Consider the following 19349-nt stretch of genomic DNA (forward strand, 5'->3'; position numbering starts at 1 on the left):
GATACCGTTCGAGTGATCCGCATAAAATACGGAAATTGCGTACTTAATAGCATTCCCTCGCAATCGCTTCATCAACCAATTTACAGATTCCTAATCTGAGGGTCGCAGGTTCGAATCCTGCCGGGATCACCAACGGTTTTCACATCCGCCGTTCCAGGCTGGAATGCCACGCCGTGCCGGCCGGGTGCCGCCATTTCCCTGTTGATGACCATCAATGCCGCCGGCCGTGCCTGGAAGCACTCTTTCATCATCGCAAATGGAGGAGGACAGCATGATGCTTATTCGGTCGGCACTTCGAACGTTCGTCACCGCCGTGGCACTGGCCACGCTCGCCGTCGCAGCACGCGCGGAAACCTTTGTCGGTTCGAATATCGACAGCCGGGTCCTCGTCGGCGTGAAAGCCAACGCCCAGGGCGTTCAGGCCATGATGCCGGAGGGCTGGACATCGGTTCCCTTCCCGAGCGGGCCGATGAAGGGATCCAACCTGCTCCTGGCTCTCATCGACGGAGTGCTGGAAATGGATGCGGAGGGAAAGCCCCTCGATCCGCCAAGCCGGCGCGCGGCCGTCCTGGTCGGGCTGGGCAAGAAGGATGATGCCGTGCGCATGTACGTCTTCCGGATGATCACCACGGTTCCGGATCGCGACCCCTACAGCGTGGCGACAGCAGCGGAGATCGAGCGGACGACGTCGCTCGCCGGCCCGGCCAATGGCGGGCGCGAAAGCACCGACGAATGGCGGATAAAGCCCGCGGGAGGCGGTGAACTCGTCTTCTCGCTCGCCTACAAGACCGGCAAGCGCAGCTGGGCGCCCGGGCAGCTTTTCCCCCACTCGGCCGCCAAGCCTGACTTCTCGCGGATCTATCGCTACGAACAGCTGGTTGACCTGGTCGCCAGCACCGCCGTCGGCAAGCCGTCCAGCGGAAAGTTCAGCATGACCAGCACCGTGACGGACCTGGGCGCGGTCCTTGATGGCTCCGAGGAGATCATCGCCGTGATGGACGTGCCGGTCTACGTGCGGAAGGTCTTTCTTCCATGATCGCATGACGGACGGGCCGGCCCGCTTGGCGCGTGCCGGCCCTGTGCCGCCTACTGCGTCATGACGGCCAGTCCGGTCGAGCCGTGAAGCTCGCCGCCATTGGCGTTTCGGAACTCGACCTTGATCCGGTTGCGTCCGGGATCGAAGGCAACGGCTTCGCCCTGGTCCTGCAGGAAGACCGTGAAGGTGCGGACCTGGTCGGTCGCGAACGGCGCCGCGACACTCGCTGACGGCGGCGACAGGCATGCGCCCATCGAGTCCGTCTGGCAGATCGATGCAGTGACCGGCAGGCCGTTGCCGATAACCGGCGCGACGTTGAGGGTCGCCGGGGCACCGATGTTGATGCCCGCCATGGCGAAGACACCGTTACCGCCCGGCGTCGGGATCCGTACCACACCGTCATTGGGCGCCGGGGTCTGGGCGATGGCGATGATGTCAGGAACCGGGCCCGTCGAGGCCGAGAAGCTATACGTGTTGACCCCGCGGACGATATCCGCCGCCGTGTCGGAATTGTCGCAGACGAACCCGAAGCCCAGTTCCCGGCCGGTCATTGGTTCGCTCGGCGTGAAGGCCAGCACGAAGGACTGCACTCCGCGGGGCGGAATATTGACCGGCGTGTTCGGGCTTCCAGTCAGCTGGTTGCCGGCCGGATCGGTGGTCTGGTAGTCAAACCTGCCTGCGATCGGTGCCGTCATTCTCACGCGGCAGTTCGTGGCGTCTACGGACGTCGACAGATTGATCATGGCCCCGAAAATTGTCGCGGTCTGGCCCACCTGGACCGAGCGGCTGGTCGGCAGCACCGCGGAAACAAGCTTGATGGGGCAACCGGGTGGGGTGATCTGCCGCGTTATCGTTGCGTCGGTCGAATTGGCCGTGAAGATATCGTTCGCACCGTCCCCGTCGACGTCCAGGATCTCGGTCTGTGTCATCCAACCGGTATCGATGCCGGGATTGACGAACGGATTGTCCGGCAGGTTGCTGATGAGGAACCTGGGGCTTTCCGCAACCAGATCGAACGCCACGTCCGGCAGGCAGTCACCGCTGTTCAGGCGCGGCGTGAAAGTGCTCTTGATCCAGCTGCTGGCGTTGAAGTCGTAGGCCGTGAAAAAGAACGCTAGTTCGCTTTCCGGCACCTCGACGAAGCTGCCGTCTGCCTTGCCGGTGTAGACCTGAATGCCGGCATGGGCATATCCCGGCGGCACGATCGAGAACAGGATTTCGGGAAGACCATCCCGTGTGATGTCTTCGACGGCGATATGCACACTGTCATTGTAGCCGGACCGGATAGGACCAAGCCGGGTATAGGTGAACGTGCCGTCGCCGTGACCCTTCATCAGCACGTTTTGCCGAGGACCATTCGGATCGTGCGGACCCAAGACAAGATCCAGATTGCCATCGAAATCCATGTCCTTGAGCAGGCTGCTTGTGAATTTCTCGCTGAGACTGCGGAAACTCAATGGCAGCATGCTGTCGTCGGCGGTGAAGTTGCCGGAGCCGTCGTTGATCAGGAAATAGGGACCGATCTGCTGCTGGCCCCAGATATTGCCGACGTAGATATCGATATCCCCGTCGCCATCGATATCGCCGCCGGTCGCCGAATGGGAGAAGTCGACAACCTGCGGCAGGTTGGTGGCCGTCTTGTCTTCCAGCTTGCCATCAGTCCGCGACAGCAGCAGCACGTTCTGCGCACCGGGAAACGGCGAGGCATCGTAGCCGTGATCGGCTATGAAAATGTCGTCCTTGCCGTCGCCATTGAAATCCGCGATCACCGAGCCACGCGGATGAACGGTTGTCGGAACACTGCCATTGATGACGGAACTGGTGCCGTCGATGATCCCGCGCGGCAGGTTGAGGTAGATCTGGATCGGTATTCCCTGGTTCTGAAGCGGGTAATAGGAGCGTGCAACCACGACATCGGTTCGCCCGTCTCCATTGAAATCGCCTGTTGCCGATTCGTTTATGTACCCAACCCCGGAGCCAACACCATAATACTGTGTTGGCGGCGCATAATTGGTGCTTTGTGACCAGGCCTGGCCGCCCGTCAGCATCGCCGACAACACAAGCATTCCCGGCCAAATGACGCGAAAATTCGCGCGCAGTTTCCACGCTCGCCCAGGCGCACGGATCATTGGCAATATCCCCTCAAGTCTTTTTCAGAAGTCCACCTGCAAACAACATGGCAGGATGACCGGACAGGGTCAAAAGCTCCGTTGCGGATACTCACCGGTCTTTCCACACAGACCGGTGAAGAGCGGCGGAGACCTGAAACGACTGCGGGTCTGCATCCGGCGGATCGGAACTGTTCCGCGACGCCGGCGCCGGCGCGGACGGCTGCCGGCATTTCCGGGATGTCCTGCAGGGCCACACAATTGGACAGGCTGGCAAGCGAGGTTTCGAGCATGCGCTCCGCCGCTGCGATGGAAAGCGGGGCGGCAACCACCCGGGCGACCGCGTTCATGCGCTGCTGCACAACCTGCCAAGACGCCTGACCTACAAGAAACTGATCGCATGACAGACGGCAAAAACATGAACCGCCGCTCTATCTCGATATGGATTTTGACGAAGCGTGGAAGCGCTTCGCTCAAACCGGCAAAGCAGAAGCTGACGAACTCGCAGACAGGACGAAAACAGGATGATGATTTTGAAGAAATACTTCAAAAAAGGCCCGGCGAATGCGCCGGGAAAATTCATTGCAGGTCACGCACGTATTTAGGTCCCCGTTTCAAAAATTGAATTCGGGGTAAAACCGGGCAAGCGACAAGGACGACAGGGCCGCGACTGGCATCGCGCCGGGAAATCCGGCCTCGTCCACGCAACCGCTTATCCGTCGAGGAAATCGCGGTATAGTTGCAGCGATTGGGCCGCGGCGGCGGGATCCGGATCGGGCCACCAGACCGTTGTCGGTGTTTCCCGGATATCGACGAGACCTGGCGGCGCAAAGTCTCCGGCCTCGTCCAGCGCGTTTTTCAGCATGTCGTTCGGTCCTGCGCAGATGAGCGCGGGGCGCGTCAGCAGCGGCAACCGCTTGCGGGTATCGTAGGAGAATGCCGCGCGGTAGGCGCCGTCATAGGTTTCGCCGCTTTGCAGGATGCCGATGGCGTAATTGTGCAACTGCCAGGCATCCGGCACGCCGAGTTGCCGTGCCGCCGCGCGCTCGACCCGGTACCACGGCCAGAACATGAACAGGTCGCGCCGCCAGTTCCAGATAAGCGGGATGTGCATGCCCCACTTGTCCGGCCGGATCGGCGGAAAGTAGTTCTCCAGCAGGTCCGCCTGGAAATCGGCCGAGATGAAGACGGGGCCTTCCATGACGAGGCGCCCGACCCGTTCCGGCGCCAGGATGGCCAGTTCGAGCCCCACCAGCGCGCCGGTGTGCGATCCCCAGATGTCCACCGTCTCGAGGCCCATCGCGTCGAGCAGCGCCAGCATGTCCTCCGCCAGGCTTTCGATGGTCGGACGATCGGTCCATTTCCCGGAAAGGCCATTGCCGGGGTAATCCACCGAAAAGGCCGCCCGCCCTTCTGCGAGCCCCTGGACGACGGGCGCAAATTGCGACGACGAACCGCCGCCGGTCGGAATGACAAGGACCGGCCGGCCGCCCGCACCGGAACGGCGAAGGTGCAACCACCCGCGCCGGGTCAGGATATCCTCGTGCCAGATCCGGCCATCGGTGAGGGCCGAGGCCGGTTCCGGCTGGGTGTCTGGCATGGGGCGGCCGGCCGGCTCCAGCTGCCCGAGGAGGTTCGCCAGGTCGGTGGTCGGCATGGCGGCGGGCAGAGGAAGCGACAGGCAAAGGGTCCAAAGGGAAGCGAACCGGTCGGGCCGCACGGCGGCCGCGTTGAACGTGGTCGACAGCGAGGCGGCATCGGGAATGGCGTCGCCTCCGGTCGCCGGCTGGCCGGGATTGTCCGCCATCAGCAGGTGGCGGTCGCGCAGGAAGCTCCAGAGGGCCTGGAGATGCGTGCCATCCTGCCTTGGCTCGAGGTCCGGCGGACGGATGCCGGCCCGTTGCCATCCCGCCGCAAGGTCCGTCGCGATCCCGAATGCCGCGGTCCCGCCGAGGCGTTCGGCGAGCAGCGCCGCAAGCGGGGCCGACAGGTCGAACCCGATGACGGCGGCAACCGCATTCCCGGTCCACCGCAAGGCCTCCGCCAGGGCATCCGCGCAACGGCCCGCACCGGCCGGATCGATCCCGGCCGAGCCGCCGATCCCGGGCAGTTCCAGCGCCGTCACGCGCATGCCGGGACAGGCGGCGGCCGTGCGTGCGGCCACGCCCTCGGCAGACTGGATCAGGCCCGGCAGCACGACGAGGTCGGGTCCCTCCCCCGCCTGCCAGATCCGCACCTGGCCTGACGCGGTTGTCACGTAACGGGGGGTGGGCTGCGCCATGGTGCTGCTCCGTTCAGATGCCGAGATAGGCGGTCTTGACGCGGGGATCGTTGAGAAGCGATGCCGCCGCGTCCTCCAGCACGACCTTGCCGGTTTCCAGCACGTAGCCCCGCTTTGCCAGGCGCAGGGCGAGATCGACCCTCTGCTCGACCAGCAGCACGGTCATGCCGGTTTCGTTCAGGCTGCGGATGGTATCTTCGAGCAGGTCGACCATGATCGGCGCCAGGCCAAGCGACGGTTCGTCCAGCATCAGGCAGCGCGGGTTGGCCATCAGCCCGCGGGCGATGGCGAGCATCTGCTGCTGGCCGCCGGACATCGTGCCGGCCTTCTGGTCCCGCCGCTCCAGCAGGATCGGAAACAGGTCGTGCACCCACTCGACCCGCTGGGCGAAGGTGAGACCGTCCGTCCGGGCACGCGCCGCCCCCAGCTCGATATGCTCGTAGACGGTCATGTCGGGAAACAGCAGCCGGCCTTCGGGAACCTGCACCACGCCGAGTGCGATAATGTCGTGCGGCTCCATGCGGTCGATCCGCTGTCCGTCGAAGGAAATGGTGCCGGATACCGGCCGCAGCATGCCCGAAATGGTCTTGAGCGTCGTCGTCTTGCCGGCCCCGTTCGAGCCGACCAGCGTGACCGCCTCGCCTTCCGCGACGGTGAGCGAGAGGTCATGGATCACCTCGCGCCGGCCGTAGCGCACCACGATATCGCTGATCTCAAGCATTGACGGCCTCCCTGCCCAGGTAGACCCTGATGACGTCCGGATTGTTGACCACGTCGGCGGGCGTCCCGTCGGCGATCTTGATGCCGTGGTCGATGACGGCCACCCGGTCGCAAACGCCCATGACGACCCGCATGTGGTGCTCGACCAGCAGGATCGAGATGCCGGTATCGCGGATGCCGCGGATCATGCCGACCAGCCTTTGGCCTTCCTCCGGGTTCATGCCGGCCGCCGGTTCGTCCAGCAGCAACAGGTCCGGCTTTGCAGCAATGGCGATGGCGATTTCCAGCCTGCGCTGTTCGCCGTAGGAAAGCGCCTCGGCATTGACATCGGCCCGGTGCGCGAGATCGACGAACTCCAGCGCCTCCATGGCGGCCCGGTCGACCCCGGCCTCCTCGTCACGCCAGGCGCCGCTGCGCAGGAGCGAGCCCATCCAGCCGGTCCGCGTGAAGCGGTAGGTCGCCGCGCGCACGTTCTCGATCACCGACAGCGCGGGAAACAGGCTCGTGATCTGGAAGGTCCGAGTCATGCCGAGCCGCGCCATGCGGTCCGACCGCATGCCGGTACAGTCGGTTCCCTTGAAATGCACCGTGCCGGCGGTCGGTGGCATGGAGCCGGCGATCACGTTGAAGAAGGTCGTCTTGCCGGCCCCGTTCGGGCCGATGACACCGAGGATTTCGCCCTTGTTGAGCACAAGGTCGACGTCCTTGACCGCCGTCAGGCCGCCGAACGCCTTGGTCAGGCCGGAAACGGCGAGGATGGGTGTTTCGCTCATTCCGCCGCCTCCCGGGGCCTGGTGTCCTCGCCGGTGATGCGGCGCCAGAGACTGACGATGCCGCCGGGCAGGAAGATGACCGAAGCCGTCAGCAACGCGGCGAAGATGACGAGCCGCAACGGCCCGAGCGCCCGCAGGGCCTCCAGCAGCGCCACGTAGATCAGTGCGCCGATGATTGGCCCGGCAATCGTGCCGCGGCCGCCGACGATCACCATGATGATCAGCGCGGCGACATACTGCAGGCTCATGACGTCCGGGGTGATGACGGTCAGGTAATGCGCATAGACGCCGCCGGCCACGCCGGCCACCGCGGTCGCGACCACGAAGCCGAGCAGCTTGATGCGGAAGACGTCGATGCCGAGCGATGCGGCAAGCGGAGCGTTCTCGCGGGTGGCGATGAAGGCGCGGCCCGTCCGGCTGTTCAGCAGCGCATGGCAGGCGTAGGCGAAGGCGATCACCAGGAAAAGCGTCAGGTAGTAGTAGCCGCGCGCACCGGTCAGTGCCGGACCGCCCTCGCCCCACAGGCCGAGCGGCTGGATGTTGGAAATGCCCATCGGTCCGCGCGTCAGGTCGACCCAGTAATTCGTGATCGTGTAGATGATCGACCCGAAGCCCAGCGTCAGGATGGCGAATTGCGGCCCGACGATGCGCAGCGATACGTAGCCGATGACGAAACCGAACAGCCCGGCCACGATCGCCGCGAGGACGAGGCCCGGAATGCCGGCAAGGCCGAAGTTCATCCCTATCAGGGCCGCCGTGTAGGCGCCGATCCCGAAGAAGGCCGCGTGGCCGAAACTCAGTTCGCCGATGTAGCCGATGATCACGTTGAGGCTGAGCGCCAGCAGCGAGAACAGCATCCACAGCACCATGAGGTGATGGAAATAGGTATTGGCCGTCAGGAACGGAGCGGCCAGCGCCAGCACGATGACCAGCGGAAGAAGGATCCGGCTCGGCATGGTCATGTCCTCCGCGCGATTCCGAAAAGCCCCTGGGGACGCCAGAGCAGGACGATGATGATGATCGCGTAGCCGATCGCCTGGGCAAAGCCCAGCGAGATGTAGCCGCCGGCCAGCGCCTCGATGACCCCCAGCGACAGGCCGCCGATCAGCGCGCCGGGAATGCTTCCCAGCCCCCCGAGGATGACGACGATGAAGCCCTTGAGAACCGCCCAGCTTCCGACGGTGGGAAAGATCATGGCAGTCGGGCCGACAAGCGCGCCGGCCAGGGCCGCAAGGCCGCAGGCCAGAACGAAGGTGACCGTGTAGACCTGCCGGATATTGACTCCGGTCAGCGCCGCGCCTTCCGGGTTCTGCGCCGTGGCGCGCATCATCTTGCCCATGCGCGAATGGCGGATGAAGAGATTGAGCGCCAGCAGGATCACCGCGCCGACCACGAAGATCAGCACGCGCTGCTGGGTGACGACCAGTTGTCCGGCCTGGACGATGCTGTCGGCGAACGGGCTGTCGACATATTTCGGGTCGGCACCGAACAGCAGTTCGCCGCCGTTCGTCAGCAGGAGCGCCAGGCCCAGGCTGGAAAGCAGGATCGTGAATTCATGTTCCTTGCGCAGCGGCCAGAAGAACAGCCGGTTGGCAAGAACGCCGAGCGCAGCGACGGCGAGCGTCGCGATCACCGCGGCCGAGATATAGTCCACGCCGAGCAGCTTCGCCGCGAAATAGGTGAAGAACGCGCCGAGCATGTAGAATTCGCCGTGGGCGAAGTTGATGATGTGCAGCACGCTGAAAACAAGCGTCAGGCCCGTTGCGATCAGCACGTAGGTCATGCCGTTGACCAGGCCGTTGGCGATCTGCTGTGCAAGAACGATATAGTCCACGAACTCCCCCCAGGCTGGTGGCGGGCGCGCGCCGGTGCACGCGCCCGAGGATCAGGGTCTTATTCCTTGACGGAGGTGATCTTGCCGTCCTTGACCTGCACCAGGTAGATGTTCTGCTGCGCCTGGCCGATGTCGTCGAAGGTGATGGTGCCGAGCAGCGTATCCCAGGGATGCGCCTTCAGCGCGGCCGCCAGCTTCTCGTAGTCGCGCGCGTCGCCGACCTCGTCCATGGCGCCGGCGATGAGTTCCACCGCCTGCGCGCCGAGCGTGCCGATGAAGGCGGGCTCGTTGGAGAACATCTTGCCGTACTGTTCGGCCCATGCCTTCAGGCGCGGGTTGTCACTGTCCGGGGCGTAGAGCGACACCGAGTAGACGCCCTCAAGCGCCTTGCCGGACAGTTCCACCAGCTTCGGGTTCATGTTGCCGGCCGAAGCGATCGTCGTGCCCTGGTAGCCCGTCTGCTTGATCTGGCGATAGATCGTCGCGCCCTGGGCCGTGTTGATGGCCGAGACGTAGATGGCATCGGGGTTCAGCGCCTTCAGCTTCGTGAGCGCCGTCGTGAAGTCGGTATCTTCCTTGTTGTAGAACTCGTTGCCGAGAATTTCGATGCCGCACTGGCCGAGCAGCTTGCGGTAGTTCTCGACTTCGAGGCGCCCGTAGTCGTCGTTGATCGTGATGAAGGCGATGGTCTTCAGGCCCATCTTGTCGCAGATGAACTTCGAATAGGTGTCCGACATCATCGTCGACGTGGCGTTCAGCCGGAAGAGATACTTGTGCCCTTCCTTGGTGGTGTTCGGGTGCTGGGTGCTCGTCATGATGTTGAGGATGCGGTCGCGCGTGACCTCCTTCATCGTCAGCGCCACCGACGAGAACCAGCCGCCGACGATGACGTCGACGTCGTCCTGCTCGATGGCCCGCTTGGCGGCACTCACGCCTTCTTCCGGGTTGCCCTTGTCGTCATACTTGACGAGTTCGAGCTTGCGGCCGCCGAGGACGCCGCCCTTCTCGTTGATGAGCGCGGCCATGGCCTCCATGCCCTCGACGGCGAGCTGGCCGTCGAAAGCACCGGGACCCGAAAGCGGTGCGATCGTTCCGATGCGAACCGGCGCCTTGTCTTCCGCGCTGGCACCGAAGATGCTGCCCGCGAGCAAGGCCGCGGCAGCCGTCAAAATCCATCTCGTCTTCTTCATTCCATAGTCCTCCCTGTTGAACAAACGTGTTTCCTGCCCGCAGATCGTTCAGCCGGCGCGGAGATATTTCAGCTGCAGTTCCTCCACCTTGCTGAAACCGATGAAGTCGATGAACTCGTTGTGCCCCGTCACCGGGCGCGGCAGGCCCTGGGAGCTGTGCGTCCGGGCCAGTTGCGCCAGGTTTTCCTGCAGCGCGTGGGCGACCGTCATCAGCGGCACGAGCGGGAACGTGGCGATCCCGGCAACGCTCTCGATCTCCTCCGGCGACAGGTCCTTTTCCAGCCATCCCAGCACCTGCAGCGACAGCGGCACACCGCATCCCTCGCGCATCGCCCGCAGGCCCTCGATCGAGTTGAAGCACTTCGAGATCGGCTGGATGATGTCGGCGCCTGCCTTCGCATAGGCCTTGCCGCGCTCGATGGCCTCGGCATGGTCGACGACATCGGTGCGCGCGATGATCAGCATGTTCGGATCCTGGCGCGCCGCGGCGGCGGCCTCGATCTTTGAAATGCCCTCGTCGAGGGGAATCACTTCGACGCCGGCCACGCAGATCGGGCAGCGCTTCGGTGCCACCTGGTCCTCCAGGATCACCGCGGTGACCCCGGCTGCCTCGAACTCGCGCACGGTGCGCATCACGTTGATGGCATTGCCGTAGCCGGTATCGATGTCGGCGATCACCGGCACGTTGACGGAATTGACCACGTGGCGTGTCACCGCGAGGTTTTCCGACATGGTGTAGAGCTCGGCATCGGGCTGCCCGAGATGGCTCGCCGAAATGCCGAAGCCCGACGTCATGACGGCGTCGAATCCGGCATGTTCGATGAACTTCGCGGACAGGGCATCGTAGGCGCCGGCTGCCCAGACGGTTTTCTGGGCCGTGGCCCGGGCTTTCAGATCAGGCATGCGTGCCATGGGAACACCTCTCGTTTGGGCCTCAGCCGGCCGGATTCATTTTCAGGTAGGGAAGCAGGCCGCCGGCCTCGAGCATCAGCGCGTCGCTGTGCGCCAGCGGTTCGAACGGGATCTCGGTGCCTTGCGTCAGGTTGCGCACGACGCCCGCCGGCCAGTCCACCTCGATCTCGTCCCAGCGCTTGACCGCCGCGCGGATGCCGGGACAGCTGCATTGCGGAAACCCCATCGAGATCTCCCCGCGCCAGTAGCCGGGCGAGAAGGATTCCGCGAGGACGCCGGCAATGCCCAGGTGGCGCAGCGCCTTCATCGGCGGATAGTGCGGATGGCCGTAGCCGAAGTTCCTCCCGCCGACGATCACGTCGCCCTTGCGCACCTCTTTTGAAAAGTCCGGGTCGTAGGACGTCATCGCCAGCGCGGCGAGTTCGTCGACGTCCTGGATCTTGATGTTCTTGACCCCGACGATCTGGTCGACGTCGAAATCGTCTTCCTCGAAGATGAAGGCAACCCGCCCCTTGAGATTCTGCAGTGCCATGGCCGGCCTCAAAGATACTTGCGGGGGTCGGCGATCCGCCCCTCGATCGCGGAAGCGGCCACGGCCGCGGCGTTGCACAGATAGATTTCCGAATCCGGGCTGCCCATCCGCCCCTTGACGTTGAGCGTGCCGGTCGAAACCGCGCGCTGGTTTTCCGTCATCGTGGCGATGCGGCCGAAGCAGTAGTCGCAGCTTGGCGACGAGACGAAAGCCCCCGCCTCGACGAGCGTGGAGATGTAGCCGCGCCGTGCCGCTTCGGCCATGATCTCCTGGCTGGTGGGAATGACGTGAAGGCTGAACCCGGTCTTGACCCGCCGGCCTTCCAGGATCTTCGCCGCGATCTCGATGTCCTCAAGGCGGCCCGACGCACAGGATCCCAGGTAGCCGGTCTGGACCTCGAGCCCGGCATACTCCGACAGGTTCCTCGTGTTCGCCGGGGTCGGCGGAACGACCACGATGGGTTCCAGTTCCGACAGGTCGATCTCGTGCACCGCCGCATAGGTCGCGTCCGGATCGCTGGAAACAGGCTCCAGCTTCTTGCGCGCCCGCGGCAGGGCGTAGTCGAGGCGCTTCTGGTCCGGGTTTACGATGGCGGTCAGCGCACCGGTGAACATGGCGAGGCAGGTGATCGACTGGATGCCCTCCGTCGTCAGGCCTTCCAGTCCGTCGCCTCCCAGTTCCATGACCTGGAAGCGGCAGGAGGCCGGGCCGAGGACACGGACGATATGGTGGAACACGTCGCGGGCCATGACGCCGGGCCGAAGCGAACCGGTCAGGTTCACCCGAACGGTTTCCGGCACCTTGATCGAGACCTTCTCGCGGACGAAGGCCTCCAGCACGTTGCGCCGCATGCCGATCCCCAGCGTGCCGTAGGTGCCAAGCTGGCTGATGTGGCCGTCGAAATGGACGACGAAGGCGCCCGGCGTCGCGAAGCCCACCTCGGCCGCCACCTGGTGGCCGATGCCGCGGCGCTCGAACAGTTCCACGCCGTTCTCGGCGCACCACTTGCGGGTTCCCTCGTGCAGTTCCTCTTCCTTCGGCGTGGCGACGGGAACCATGTGGTCGATGAAGATGCCGTAGCGCTCCGGCTCGGCAACCTTGTCGATGCCGAACTCCTCCTTCATCTGCTTGAAATAGACGTCGGTGTAGCCGGGAAAGTCATAGGCAAGCACGAAATCGGGCTTGGCCATGATCTCGTCGCCGGCACGCACGCTCGGCAGACCGGCCGCTCTCGCCAGGATCTTCTCGGTGATCGTGTGACCCATGCCATCTCCTCCCGCCGGCGTATGGCGCGCCGGTCAATTGTCTATCGGGTTTGGTCGGAACCGAGCCCCAGGGACCCGGGATTCATCAGTCCGTCCGGATCGACCGCATCCTTCAGCGCCGTCAGGAGCGCGTAGGTCGCCGGTTCCAGCACGGACTTGAACGGATAGTCGCGGGCAACCTGCCAGTTGACGCCCCCGAGCGAGATGTAGAGGTCCTGCGTCGCCGCCCGCAGGTCCGCGACGGCGCGGCGCGTGGCCTCGTTGGCCGGCCGGTCGCGCCAGGGCCGGACCACGTCCTCGCCCACGCTTCGCGCATGCAGGTCGGTGATCTCGTCGGTCCAGTAGAACGCCGGCTCGATGAAGAACTCTCCGCCAACCGTCATCGTCATGACCGAGTAGACGATTCCGTGGCGGTCCATCTCCGCCTTCCGCTCGGCGAAGAAGGCATCGTTCGCCTCGACCACCCGCTTCCAGTCGCCCATCGGGAACACGGCGTGGATGGGCACCCAGCGCTCGCCGTTGAGCCCGAGCATGCCGCGCACCGGGCTGAACGGCTTGGAGCGCATGACCTTCGGGACGGTGTTCTCGATCTCCACCCCGTGCGCATTGCCGATGGCCCGTGCCCGTGCCATCGAGGTCTTCAGTTCCTCGCCGTTGCGGGCCTCGAGCACGAGGTGAAGGGTAAAGGCGTGATCCTTGAGAAAGGAAGCGCCGCCGGCCGCCGCACGCGCGGCGTCCTTGATGCCCGAGGCGACGGTCTTGCCGCCACGCACCAGGATGCCGAGCGTCTTCAGCCCGTCGGAAATGCGGTTCACCGAGGCGGAATGCGATGCCTTGGTCCGGTCGATCCCGAACCCTTCCGACACCAGCCGTTCGCGCGCCAGCGCCACCTGTACGGCGGCCATGTCGGCCATGGACGGGAAACCGAAGGAGAGGTAGTCCACCTCGGCGGGCGCCGGCCAGAGCCGCAGCGTCGCCGCGCACTTCAGTCCCAGCGCGCCGTTGTCGCCCAGGAAAAGCCCCGTCAGGTCGGGCCCGCCTTCGCGGCTGAACGGCTTGGCGCCATGCCGGCCGCCGGAACCGGTCCGCACCCGGTCGCCGTTGGCCAGGATCACCTCCACCCCGATCACCGATTCCGCGACCGTGGCGTTGAGCGAGGATCCGAAGAAGGCGCTGTTCTGCGACAGCGCACCGCCAACGGTGGCGTTCACCCCCGACAGCGGCCCCCAGTAGCCGGTGCGCAGGCCGGTCTTTTCCAGCGCCGCGTTGACCTGCTCCCAGGTGCATCCCGCCTCGACGGTGATGTAGAGATCGTCCGCGTTCACCTCGACCACCCGCGCCAGCTTGCGCATGTCGAAGACGACCGCGGTCTCGCGCGCCGGCAGGTATCCCTTCGAGTAGGACATGCCGCCGCCGCGCGGAACGACGGCGATGCCGGCGCGCGTGCAGAGCGCGACGGCGTCCGCCGCGATGGCGGCATCCTCGGGCATCACCACGCCGAGCGGGCGGACGCCGGGCTGCCAGAACACGTCATTGGCGTAATAGGCACGCGTCTCCTCGTCATCGCGAAAGCCGCTGCCCTTGAGCCCGGCCAGGGCGGAGAGCGCGGCGGAGACGGCATCCGGTTTCATCTGGGCATCGGCCATGGCCACGGCTCCTCCTCGGTTCATTCACGCGGCGCGACGGGGACAAAGCGGAAGCCCCCGTCGTCCCGGCGCCCGATGCGCCCGGCATGCGGCCGGTCGAAATGGGCGGGAAAGATCAGGGCGTCGCTGTCCGCGCAGCGTTCCAGCAGGCGCGCCCGCGTCACCGGCGCCAGCGTGTTGTCCTCGCACAGGAAACAGTTGAGGTCCGGCTTGAAGACCTGCATCGCGCGGTGCATGCAGTCGGCGGTGAAGACGCCCGTCTCGCCGCCGGACACGACCTCCAGCACCAGTTGTCCGCTGGTGTGGCCCGGCGCGGCTCGGAAGGTCAGCCCCTTGCGCAACTCGTCGCCGTCCGAGACCCAGTCGACCAGTCCGGCTTCCACGATGGGATCGATGCTGTCCACGATCACCGGGCGGCCTTCCGGCTGCGCCTCTGCCGTCACCCCGCCCGGCTGCCAGTTGGCATATTCCTCGCGACCGAAGACGTAGCGCGCATTCGGAAAGGTCGGCACCCAGCGGTCATCCGCGAGCCGGGTGTTCCAGCCCGAGTGATCAACGTGCATGTGCGTGTTGACGACCACATCGACGTCTTCCGGGGACACGCCGTGGCGGGCCAGTTCGCCGAGATAGTCCGTCGATAGCATGTGGAAGCGGCCGTACTTCGGATCAAGCCGCTCCTTGTCGTTGCCCGACGCCGTGTCCACCAGGATGATTTCGTCGCCGTACCGGACGAGCCACGTGTGGATGCTGGCGAAGGTATGCCCGGTCTCCGGATCGATCCGGTCGATCGAACGCAGTTCGGGAAACGCGTCGAACACCGACAGGTCGAAATCGGGAAACTGCTGGGAGGGGTGAAATCCGGGCGAGGAAAACTCCTCGACCCGCTCGATCGTCACGTCTCCGATGCGCCATGCCAGCATGACACTGATCCTCCCGTTCCTCGCAACAAGCTAAACAGTGTCGAAAAATCGTGTCAACAGGTAAAATGCATTTCGTATCGTGAAACGATCTTGACAAATTGCCATCTGTTTCGATGGATAGTAAGGCGAATGCGCGCCACTTGCCCCGGCGCCGCAACTTCGGGAGGATGAGGGCAGGAATGGATCAGCAGGAGAAGAACACGGGGAACGTCCGCGCCGTGACGCGCGCCGCCGACATATTGCGAACCTTCAGAAGCCAGCCGAAACAGTCGCTTGCGGAAGTCTCTGCGGCAGCCGGGCTCGACAAGGGAACCACGCGGCGCCTGTTGCTGACGATGATGAACTCGGGCCTGATCGTGCAGGACCCGGCCTCGCAGCGTTACGGGCTCGGCCGGCTGTTGCGGGAACTGGCGGCAAGCGTCGTTGACGATTTCGACCTGCGCTCCGTCGCCGTGCCGGAACTGACCGCGATCGCCAACGAGCTTCATCTCACCACGTTCCTGTCGGTCTATCGCAATCACACCGCGCTCTGCCTGGAGCGGATCCACGACATGCAGGGGATGGAGGTTCACTGGTGGCCGGTGGGCGGCACCCTGCCGCTGAACTCGGGTGGCGCACCGAAGCTGCTTCTCGCCTACCAGCCCGATCAGGAGATCGACAGGGTCCTGTCCGAACCGCTCCTGCCGGTGACGCCCCATGCCATCACCGATGCCGGTGCCTTCCGCAGCCACCTCCTCGAAATCCGCGAGCGTGGCTGGGAATATGCCGAGGACGATGTGACACTGGGCCTCGCGGCCATCGCCGTTCCGGTGCTCAATGCCGAAGGCCAGATCATCTGTGCGCTGTCGATGGCCGGGCTGACCCCGCAAATGCGCGGCGACGACCAGCCCCGCTACCTCGGTCGCATGATCGAGGCCGCGGCACGGGTGGCGCGGGCACTGGGAAGCTGAACGCGGCCGGCGGCACGAAAGCAGGATGACGGGCAGGCCCTTCGCCCGCTCGTGCATGATAACGAACGGGAGAAACAGGCTTGGACTACACGGACATAAAATGCACGCAGACGGACGGCGTGCTGACGCTGGAGGTCAACCGGCCCGACCGGCTGAATGCCTACCGCAACGAGACGGCCGACGAACTCGTTCATGCCCTGCGAGCGGCTGAGGACGACGCCTCGGTTCGTGCCGTCCTGCTCACCGGTGCCGGGCGCGCCTTCGGGTCGGGCTACGACCTGTCGACCGTCGATCCCGATGCCGAACCGGCGCTGGATACCGTGCTGGAGCGCCACTTCAACCCGCTGGTCGAGGCCATGCGCCATTCGCGCCTGCCGATCGTGTCGGCCGTCAACGGCCCGTGCGCCGGGGCGGCGGTCGGCATCGCGCTTGCCGCCGACATCGTCATTGCCGGGCGCTCGGCCTATTTCTACGAGCCCTTCGTCGGCATCGCCCTGGTGCCCGATGCCGGGAACACGCTGTACCTGTCGCGCATTCTCGGCCGCATCCGGGCCTCGGGCATGATGCTGCTGGGAGACCGCATTCCCGCCGAGCGCGCCGAGCGCTGGGGCCTGGTGTGGGACGTCGTCGACGACGACGCGCTGGTTCCTTCCGCGCTGGCGATCTGCCAGCGCCTCGCCGGGCGCGACGCGGCCGCCGTCTCGGCCACCAAGAAGCTGATCTTCCAGGCATCGGACTTCGGCGAAAGCGAGCAACTGGCCATGGAACGCGACCTGCAGGGCGAGGCCGGCAGGTCGCCGGCGGTCAAGGCCCGGATCGCCGAATTCTTCGACCGCAAGTGACGAAGGCCGGTCAGTGGGTCGCGGCGATGTCGGCCTTCGGAAGCGCGTAGACCGCGACGGCGTCGCCCACCTGCTTCTTGATGATCGAGTTGCCGCCCGCCACGAAGGCCACGTATTCGCGTCTATCGTGTTCGAACACGGCGGGATTGGCGACCGCGGGAGCCTGGACGATGTCGGACCACAGTTCCTTGCCCGTGGCGAGTGAATAGGCCCGGACCTTCGAGTCCATCGACGCGCCGATGAAGATCACGCCGCCGGCCGTGACGGCCGGACCGCCGAGCGTCGGAGAGCCGAGCGACTCGGGCATGTAGAAGCCGTATTTCTGCGACGCGCCGAGCGGCCGGCGCCATTTCACGTCGCCGCTGTGCATGTCGATGGCCACCAGTTCGCCGAAGGGGGGTTTCCAGCATGGCATGCCGGCCCAGTTCATCGCGTTGGCCAGTTCCATGCCGTAGGGCGCCCCTTCCTGGGGGTAGAACCCGTTCTCGTTGCCGGCGCCACCACTCCGGGCATCGTAGGATTTCCGGTCGTAGAGCTTGATGTACTGGACGATGTGCGACGTGTTGACGACCGCTGTCTGGCTGTCCGGATCGAAGGCGACACCGCCCCATTGCACGCCGCCGGCGCTGTCGGGATAGGCCAGGACGCCCTTGCCCTTCGTGGTCGGCGGCGAATACATCCCGTCATAGGACAGCTTGTCGAACAGCGCGGAACACGAGCCGAGCCCCACGGCATCGGCGATCCACCAGACACCCGGCTTTTTCGACTGGTCGAGCAGCGGCGCCGGCTTCGTCGGGAAGGGCTGGGTCGGCGAATAGACTTCGCCTTTCACCGAGCCGTCGCCCTGCGGCACCGGGCGTTCCTCGATCGGCCACACATCCTCGCCGGTCTCGCGGTTGACGACGAACAGGAACCCCATCTTGGTGGCCTGCATCAGGGCCGGGATGGTCTTGCCGTCCACGGTGATGTCCATCAGCGTCGGCGCCGAATTGATGTCGTAGTCCCAGATGTCGTGGTGCACCCACTGGCGCGACCAGACGACCTTGCCCGTGTCGAGATCAACGGCCGTGGTCGACGTGGCAAGCGGGATCTTTTCCGTCCGGTTTCCGCCCCAGTAGTTGGGCGACGGCGACGACACCGGCATGAAGAGCAGGTTGCGCTCGGTGTCGACGGAAAAACCGGCCCAGACGTTGGCCGTTCCGGTTTTCCGGCGCACGCTTTCCGGCAGCGTGTCCAGCTTCCACTGCATTTCGCCCGTCTGCGGGTCGAGCGAGAACACCGCGCCGGGAGGCGCCTCGGCAAAGGCCCAGTCCTTGCCGGCCCAGCCGAGGATCAGGTGATTGCCGGCAATGACCGGCGGCTGCAGCACCGAAAGCGGCCAGCGATCGTTGGTCGTGTTCCACTGGTTGACGTCGACGACGCCATCCTGGCCAAAGCGCTTGCACGGCCGGCCGGTGTCCGCGTCGACAGCGAACAACTGGGCGTCCATCGTGCCGAGGTAGACGATCTTCTGGCATGCCTCGCCGGGGACCGGCTGCGCGGCCTCCCAATAGGCGACCCCGCGGTTCTTCAGCGCGGGCTGGGTCAGCGCCTCCAGCGTGCTGTCGGACGAGAAGGTCCATTTTTCACGGCCCGTCGCCGGATCGAGCGCGATGATCCGGTAGAACGGCGTGCCAATGTAGAGCGTACCGTTGGCATAGATGGGCGTGGCCGACCAGACGGTTTCGGGCTTGCTGCCGGACCCGTCGGACACGTCGCCGGTGTGATAGGTCCAGACCCGTTCGAGATCCCCGACGTTGTCCGCGTTGATCTGGTTCAGCGGCGAATACTTTTGCCCGTTGAGCTGACCGTGGAATGTGTCCCATCGCGCGGTCTGCGCCTGCGCCGACAAATCCGGGAAAGGGGTGAAACCGGCGGCAAGGCAAACGGAAAGGGCGGCGGCAAGGACGGGTTTCATGTCAGGCAGTCGCTTTGGTTTCAGGACGGGAGACGAGGAGGCCGAGCAGCGCCAGCAGGGCAACACCCATCGCCGCGACGATGATCCAGCCGTGCAGGAACCAGCCGGCCGCGAGCAGGCCGGCGGCGCCGAGGAACGACAGCACGAGAAAGAGGCCACGCAACGCCGGCCGGTCACTCGTCAGCAGGACGATCCCCGCGACGATCAGCGCCAGCGCCGACAGCACGGCAAGCGCCGCGCCGGCCGTTCCGGTCACGCCGGTCAGCGGAATGAGATAGAGCCGGAGCGCGGCCGCCAAGGCCACCACGCCCGCGAGAAGAAAGAGGAAAAGGAAGTGTCTTTGGTGCATGGGATCACACCTTTCGCTGGCCCGGGAACAACGC

General features: G+C 65.1%; 18 protein-coding genes. 4 read left to right on the plus strand and 14 right to left on the minus strand.

From position 1 onward, the window contains the following. Positions 1–271: 271 nt before the first annotated feature. The gene (locus CSC94_RS19370; protein WP_205853364.1) at positions 272–1036 is read left to right on the plus strand and encodes a hypothetical protein; all 765 of its coding nucleotides are present in this window, start codon (positions 272–274) and stop codon (positions 1034–1036) included. A 50-nt stretch (positions 1037–1086) separates the two neighbouring features. On the opposite strand, the gene CSC94_RS19375 is transcribed toward CSC94_RS19370, so the two are convergent. Next, on the minus strand, positions 1087–3165 hold the full coding sequence (locus tag CSC94_RS19375) for an FG-GAP repeat domain-containing protein (protein WP_099308029.1): 2079 nt from the start codon (positions 3163–3165) through the stop codon (positions 1087–1089). A gap of 379 nt (positions 3166–3544) precedes the next feature. Between CSC94_RS19375 and CSC94_RS24300 the strand changes: the two genes are divergently transcribed. Next, positions 3545–3769: a hypothetical protein gene (locus CSC94_RS24300; protein WP_133122938.1), complete on the plus strand. Its 225-nt coding sequence runs from the start codon at positions 3545–3547 to the stop codon at positions 3767–3769. An 87-nt stretch (positions 3770–3856) separates the two neighbouring features. On the opposite strand, the gene CSC94_RS19380 is transcribed toward CSC94_RS24300, so the two are convergent. The 11 genes from CSC94_RS19380 to CSC94_RS19430 are packed head-to-tail and all read right to left on the minus strand — an operon-like array spanning position 3857 to position 15217. Continuing rightward, the gene (locus CSC94_RS19380; RefSeq protein WP_099308030.1) at positions 3857–5425 is read right to left on the minus strand and encodes an alpha/beta hydrolase; all 1569 of its coding nucleotides are present in this window, start codon (positions 5423–5425) and stop codon (positions 3857–3859) included. 13 nt (positions 5426–5438) lie between these two features. Beyond that, a complete protein-coding gene (locus CSC94_RS19385) occupies positions 5439–6146 on the minus strand; it encodes an ABC transporter ATP-binding protein (protein WP_099308031.1) in 708 nt (235 codons plus the stop codon). Then, complete coding sequence (locus CSC94_RS19390; protein ID WP_099308032.1) at positions 6139–6918, minus strand: ABC transporter ATP-binding protein; 780 nt, start codon at positions 6916–6918, stop codon at positions 6139–6141. The genes CSC94_RS19385 and CSC94_RS19390 overlap by 8 nt, the downstream gene beginning before the upstream one ends. Then, positions 6915–7874 (minus strand): branched-chain amino acid ABC transporter permease, encoded by a 960-nt coding sequence (locus CSC94_RS19395; RefSeq protein WP_205853365.1) that lies wholly within the window; start codon positions 7872–7874, stop codon positions 6915–6917. Before CSC94_RS19395 ends, CSC94_RS19390 begins: the two co-directional genes overlap by 4 nt. A 2-nt stretch (positions 7875–7876) precedes the next feature. After that, positions 7877–8752, minus strand: coding sequence for a branched-chain amino acid ABC transporter permease (locus tag CSC94_RS19400; RefSeq protein WP_099308034.1), 876 nt, complete (start codon positions 8750–8752; stop codon positions 7877–7879). A 59-nt stretch (positions 8753–8811) separates the two neighbouring features. Next, positions 8812–9942: an ABC transporter substrate-binding protein gene (locus tag CSC94_RS19405; protein ID WP_099308035.1), complete on the minus strand. Its 1131-nt coding sequence runs from the start codon at positions 9940–9942 to the stop codon at positions 8812–8814. Between the two features lie 48 nt (positions 9943–9990). Then, complete coding sequence (locus tag CSC94_RS19410) at positions 9991–10854, minus strand: isocitrate lyase/PEP mutase family protein (RefSeq protein WP_099308036.1); 864 nt, start codon at positions 10852–10854, stop codon at positions 9991–9993. A 22-nt stretch (positions 10855–10876) separates the two neighbouring features. Further along, positions 10877–11386, minus strand: coding sequence for a LeuD/DmdB family oxidoreductase small subunit (locus CSC94_RS19415; RefSeq protein ID WP_099308037.1), 510 nt, complete (start codon positions 11384–11386; stop codon positions 10877–10879). An 8-nt stretch (positions 11387–11394) separates the two neighbouring features. Further along, complete coding sequence (locus tag CSC94_RS19420) at positions 11395–12651, minus strand: 3-isopropylmalate dehydratase large subunit (RefSeq protein ID WP_099308038.1); 1257 nt, start codon at positions 12649–12651, stop codon at positions 11395–11397. 41 nt (positions 12652–12692) lie between these two features. Beyond that, positions 12693–14297: an FAD-binding oxidoreductase gene (locus CSC94_RS19425; RefSeq protein WP_205853366.1), complete on the minus strand. Its 1605-nt coding sequence runs from the start codon at positions 14295–14297 to the stop codon at positions 12693–12695. Between the two features lie 20 nt (positions 14298–14317). Then, a complete protein-coding gene (locus CSC94_RS19430; RefSeq protein ID WP_099308039.1) occupies positions 14318–15217 on the minus strand; it encodes an MBL fold metallo-hydrolase in 900 nt (299 codons plus the stop codon). Between the two features lie 179 nt (positions 15218–15396). On the opposite strand from CSC94_RS19430, the gene CSC94_RS19435 reads away from it, so the two are divergent. Further along, a complete protein-coding gene (locus CSC94_RS19435; RefSeq protein WP_165784516.1) occupies positions 15397–16167 on the plus strand; it encodes an IclR family transcriptional regulator in 771 nt (256 codons plus the stop codon). A gap of 80 nt (positions 16168–16247) precedes the next feature. Beyond that, positions 16248–17009 (plus strand): enoyl-CoA hydratase-related protein, encoded by a 762-nt coding sequence (locus tag CSC94_RS19440; protein ID WP_099308041.1) that lies wholly within the window; start codon positions 16248–16250, stop codon positions 17007–17009. Between the two features lie 10 nt (positions 17010–17019). On the opposite strand, the gene CSC94_RS19445 is transcribed toward CSC94_RS19440, so the two are convergent. Next, positions 17020–18966, minus strand: a complete 1947-nt coding sequence (locus CSC94_RS19445) for a pyrroloquinoline quinone-dependent dehydrogenase (protein WP_099308042.1) — start codon at positions 18964–18966, stop codon at positions 17020–17022. Position 18967: 1 nt separating this feature from the next. Beyond that, complete coding sequence (locus CSC94_RS19450) at positions 18968–19315, minus strand: hypothetical protein (RefSeq protein WP_099308043.1); 348 nt, start codon at positions 19313–19315, stop codon at positions 18968–18970. Positions 19316–19349 lie beyond the last annotated feature (34 nt).

Source organism: Zhengella mangrovi (assembly GCF_002727065.1).
GTDB lineage: Bacteria > Pseudomonadota > Alphaproteobacteria > Rhizobiales > Rhizobiaceae > Zhengella > Zhengella mangrovi.

Coding starts and splice junctions, on each gene's coding strand:
- CSC94_RS19380 (WP_099308030.1), bottom strand. CDS start 5,425: ATGGCGCAGCCCACCCCCCGTTACGTGACAACCGCGTCAGGCCAGGTG.
- CSC94_RS19445 (WP_099308042.1), bottom strand. CDS start 18,966: ATGAAACCCGTCCTTGCCGCCGCCCTTTCCGTTTGCCTTGCCGCCGGT.
- CSC94_RS19450 (WP_099308043.1), bottom strand. CDS start 19,315: ATGCACCAAAGACACTTCCTTTTCCTCTTTCTTCTCGCGGGCGTGGTG.
- CSC94_RS19405 (WP_099308035.1), bottom strand. CDS start 9,942: ATGAAGAAGACGAGATGGATTTTGACGGCTGCCGCGGCCTTGCTCGCG.
- CSC94_RS19420 (WP_099308038.1), bottom strand. CDS start 12,651: ATGGGTCACACGATCACCGAGAAGATCCTGGCGAGAGCGGCCGGTCTG.
- CSC94_RS19430 (WP_099308039.1), bottom strand. CDS start 15,217: ATGCTGGCATGGCGCATCGGAGACGTGACGATCGAGCGGGTCGAGGAG.
- CSC94_RS19375 (WP_099308029.1), bottom strand. CDS start 3,165: ATGATCCGTGCGCCTGGGCGAGCGTGGAAACTGCGCGCGAATTTTCGC.
- CSC94_RS19370 (WP_205853364.1), top strand. CDS start 272: ATGATGCTTATTCGGTCGGCACTTCGAACGTTCGTCACCGCCGTGGCA.
- CSC94_RS19390 (WP_099308032.1), bottom strand. CDS start 6,918: ATGAGCGAAACACCCATCCTCGCCGTTTCCGGCCTGACCAAGGCGTTC.
- CSC94_RS19385 (WP_099308031.1), bottom strand. CDS start 6,146: ATGCTTGAGATCAGCGATATCGTGGTGCGCTACGGCCGGCGCGAGGTG.
- CSC94_RS24300 (WP_133122938.1), top strand. CDS start 3,545: ATGACAGACGGCAAAAACATGAACCGCCGCTCTATCTCGATATGGATT.
- CSC94_RS19415 (WP_099308037.1), bottom strand. CDS start 11,386: ATGGCACTGCAGAATCTCAAGGGGCGGGTTGCCTTCATCTTCGAGGAA.
- CSC94_RS19425 (WP_205853366.1), bottom strand. CDS start 14,297: ATGGCCGATGCCCAGATGAAACCGGATGCCGTCTCCGCCGCGCTCTCC.
- CSC94_RS19395 (WP_205853365.1), bottom strand. CDS start 7,874: ATGCCGAGCCGGATCCTTCTTCCGCTGGTCATCGTGCTGGCGCTGGCC.
- CSC94_RS19435 (WP_165784516.1), top strand. CDS start 15,397: ATGGATCAGCAGGAGAAGAACACGGGGAACGTCCGCGCCGTGACGCGC.
- CSC94_RS19410 (WP_099308036.1), bottom strand. CDS start 10,854: ATGGCACGCATGCCTGATCTGAAAGCCCGGGCCACGGCCCAGAAAACC.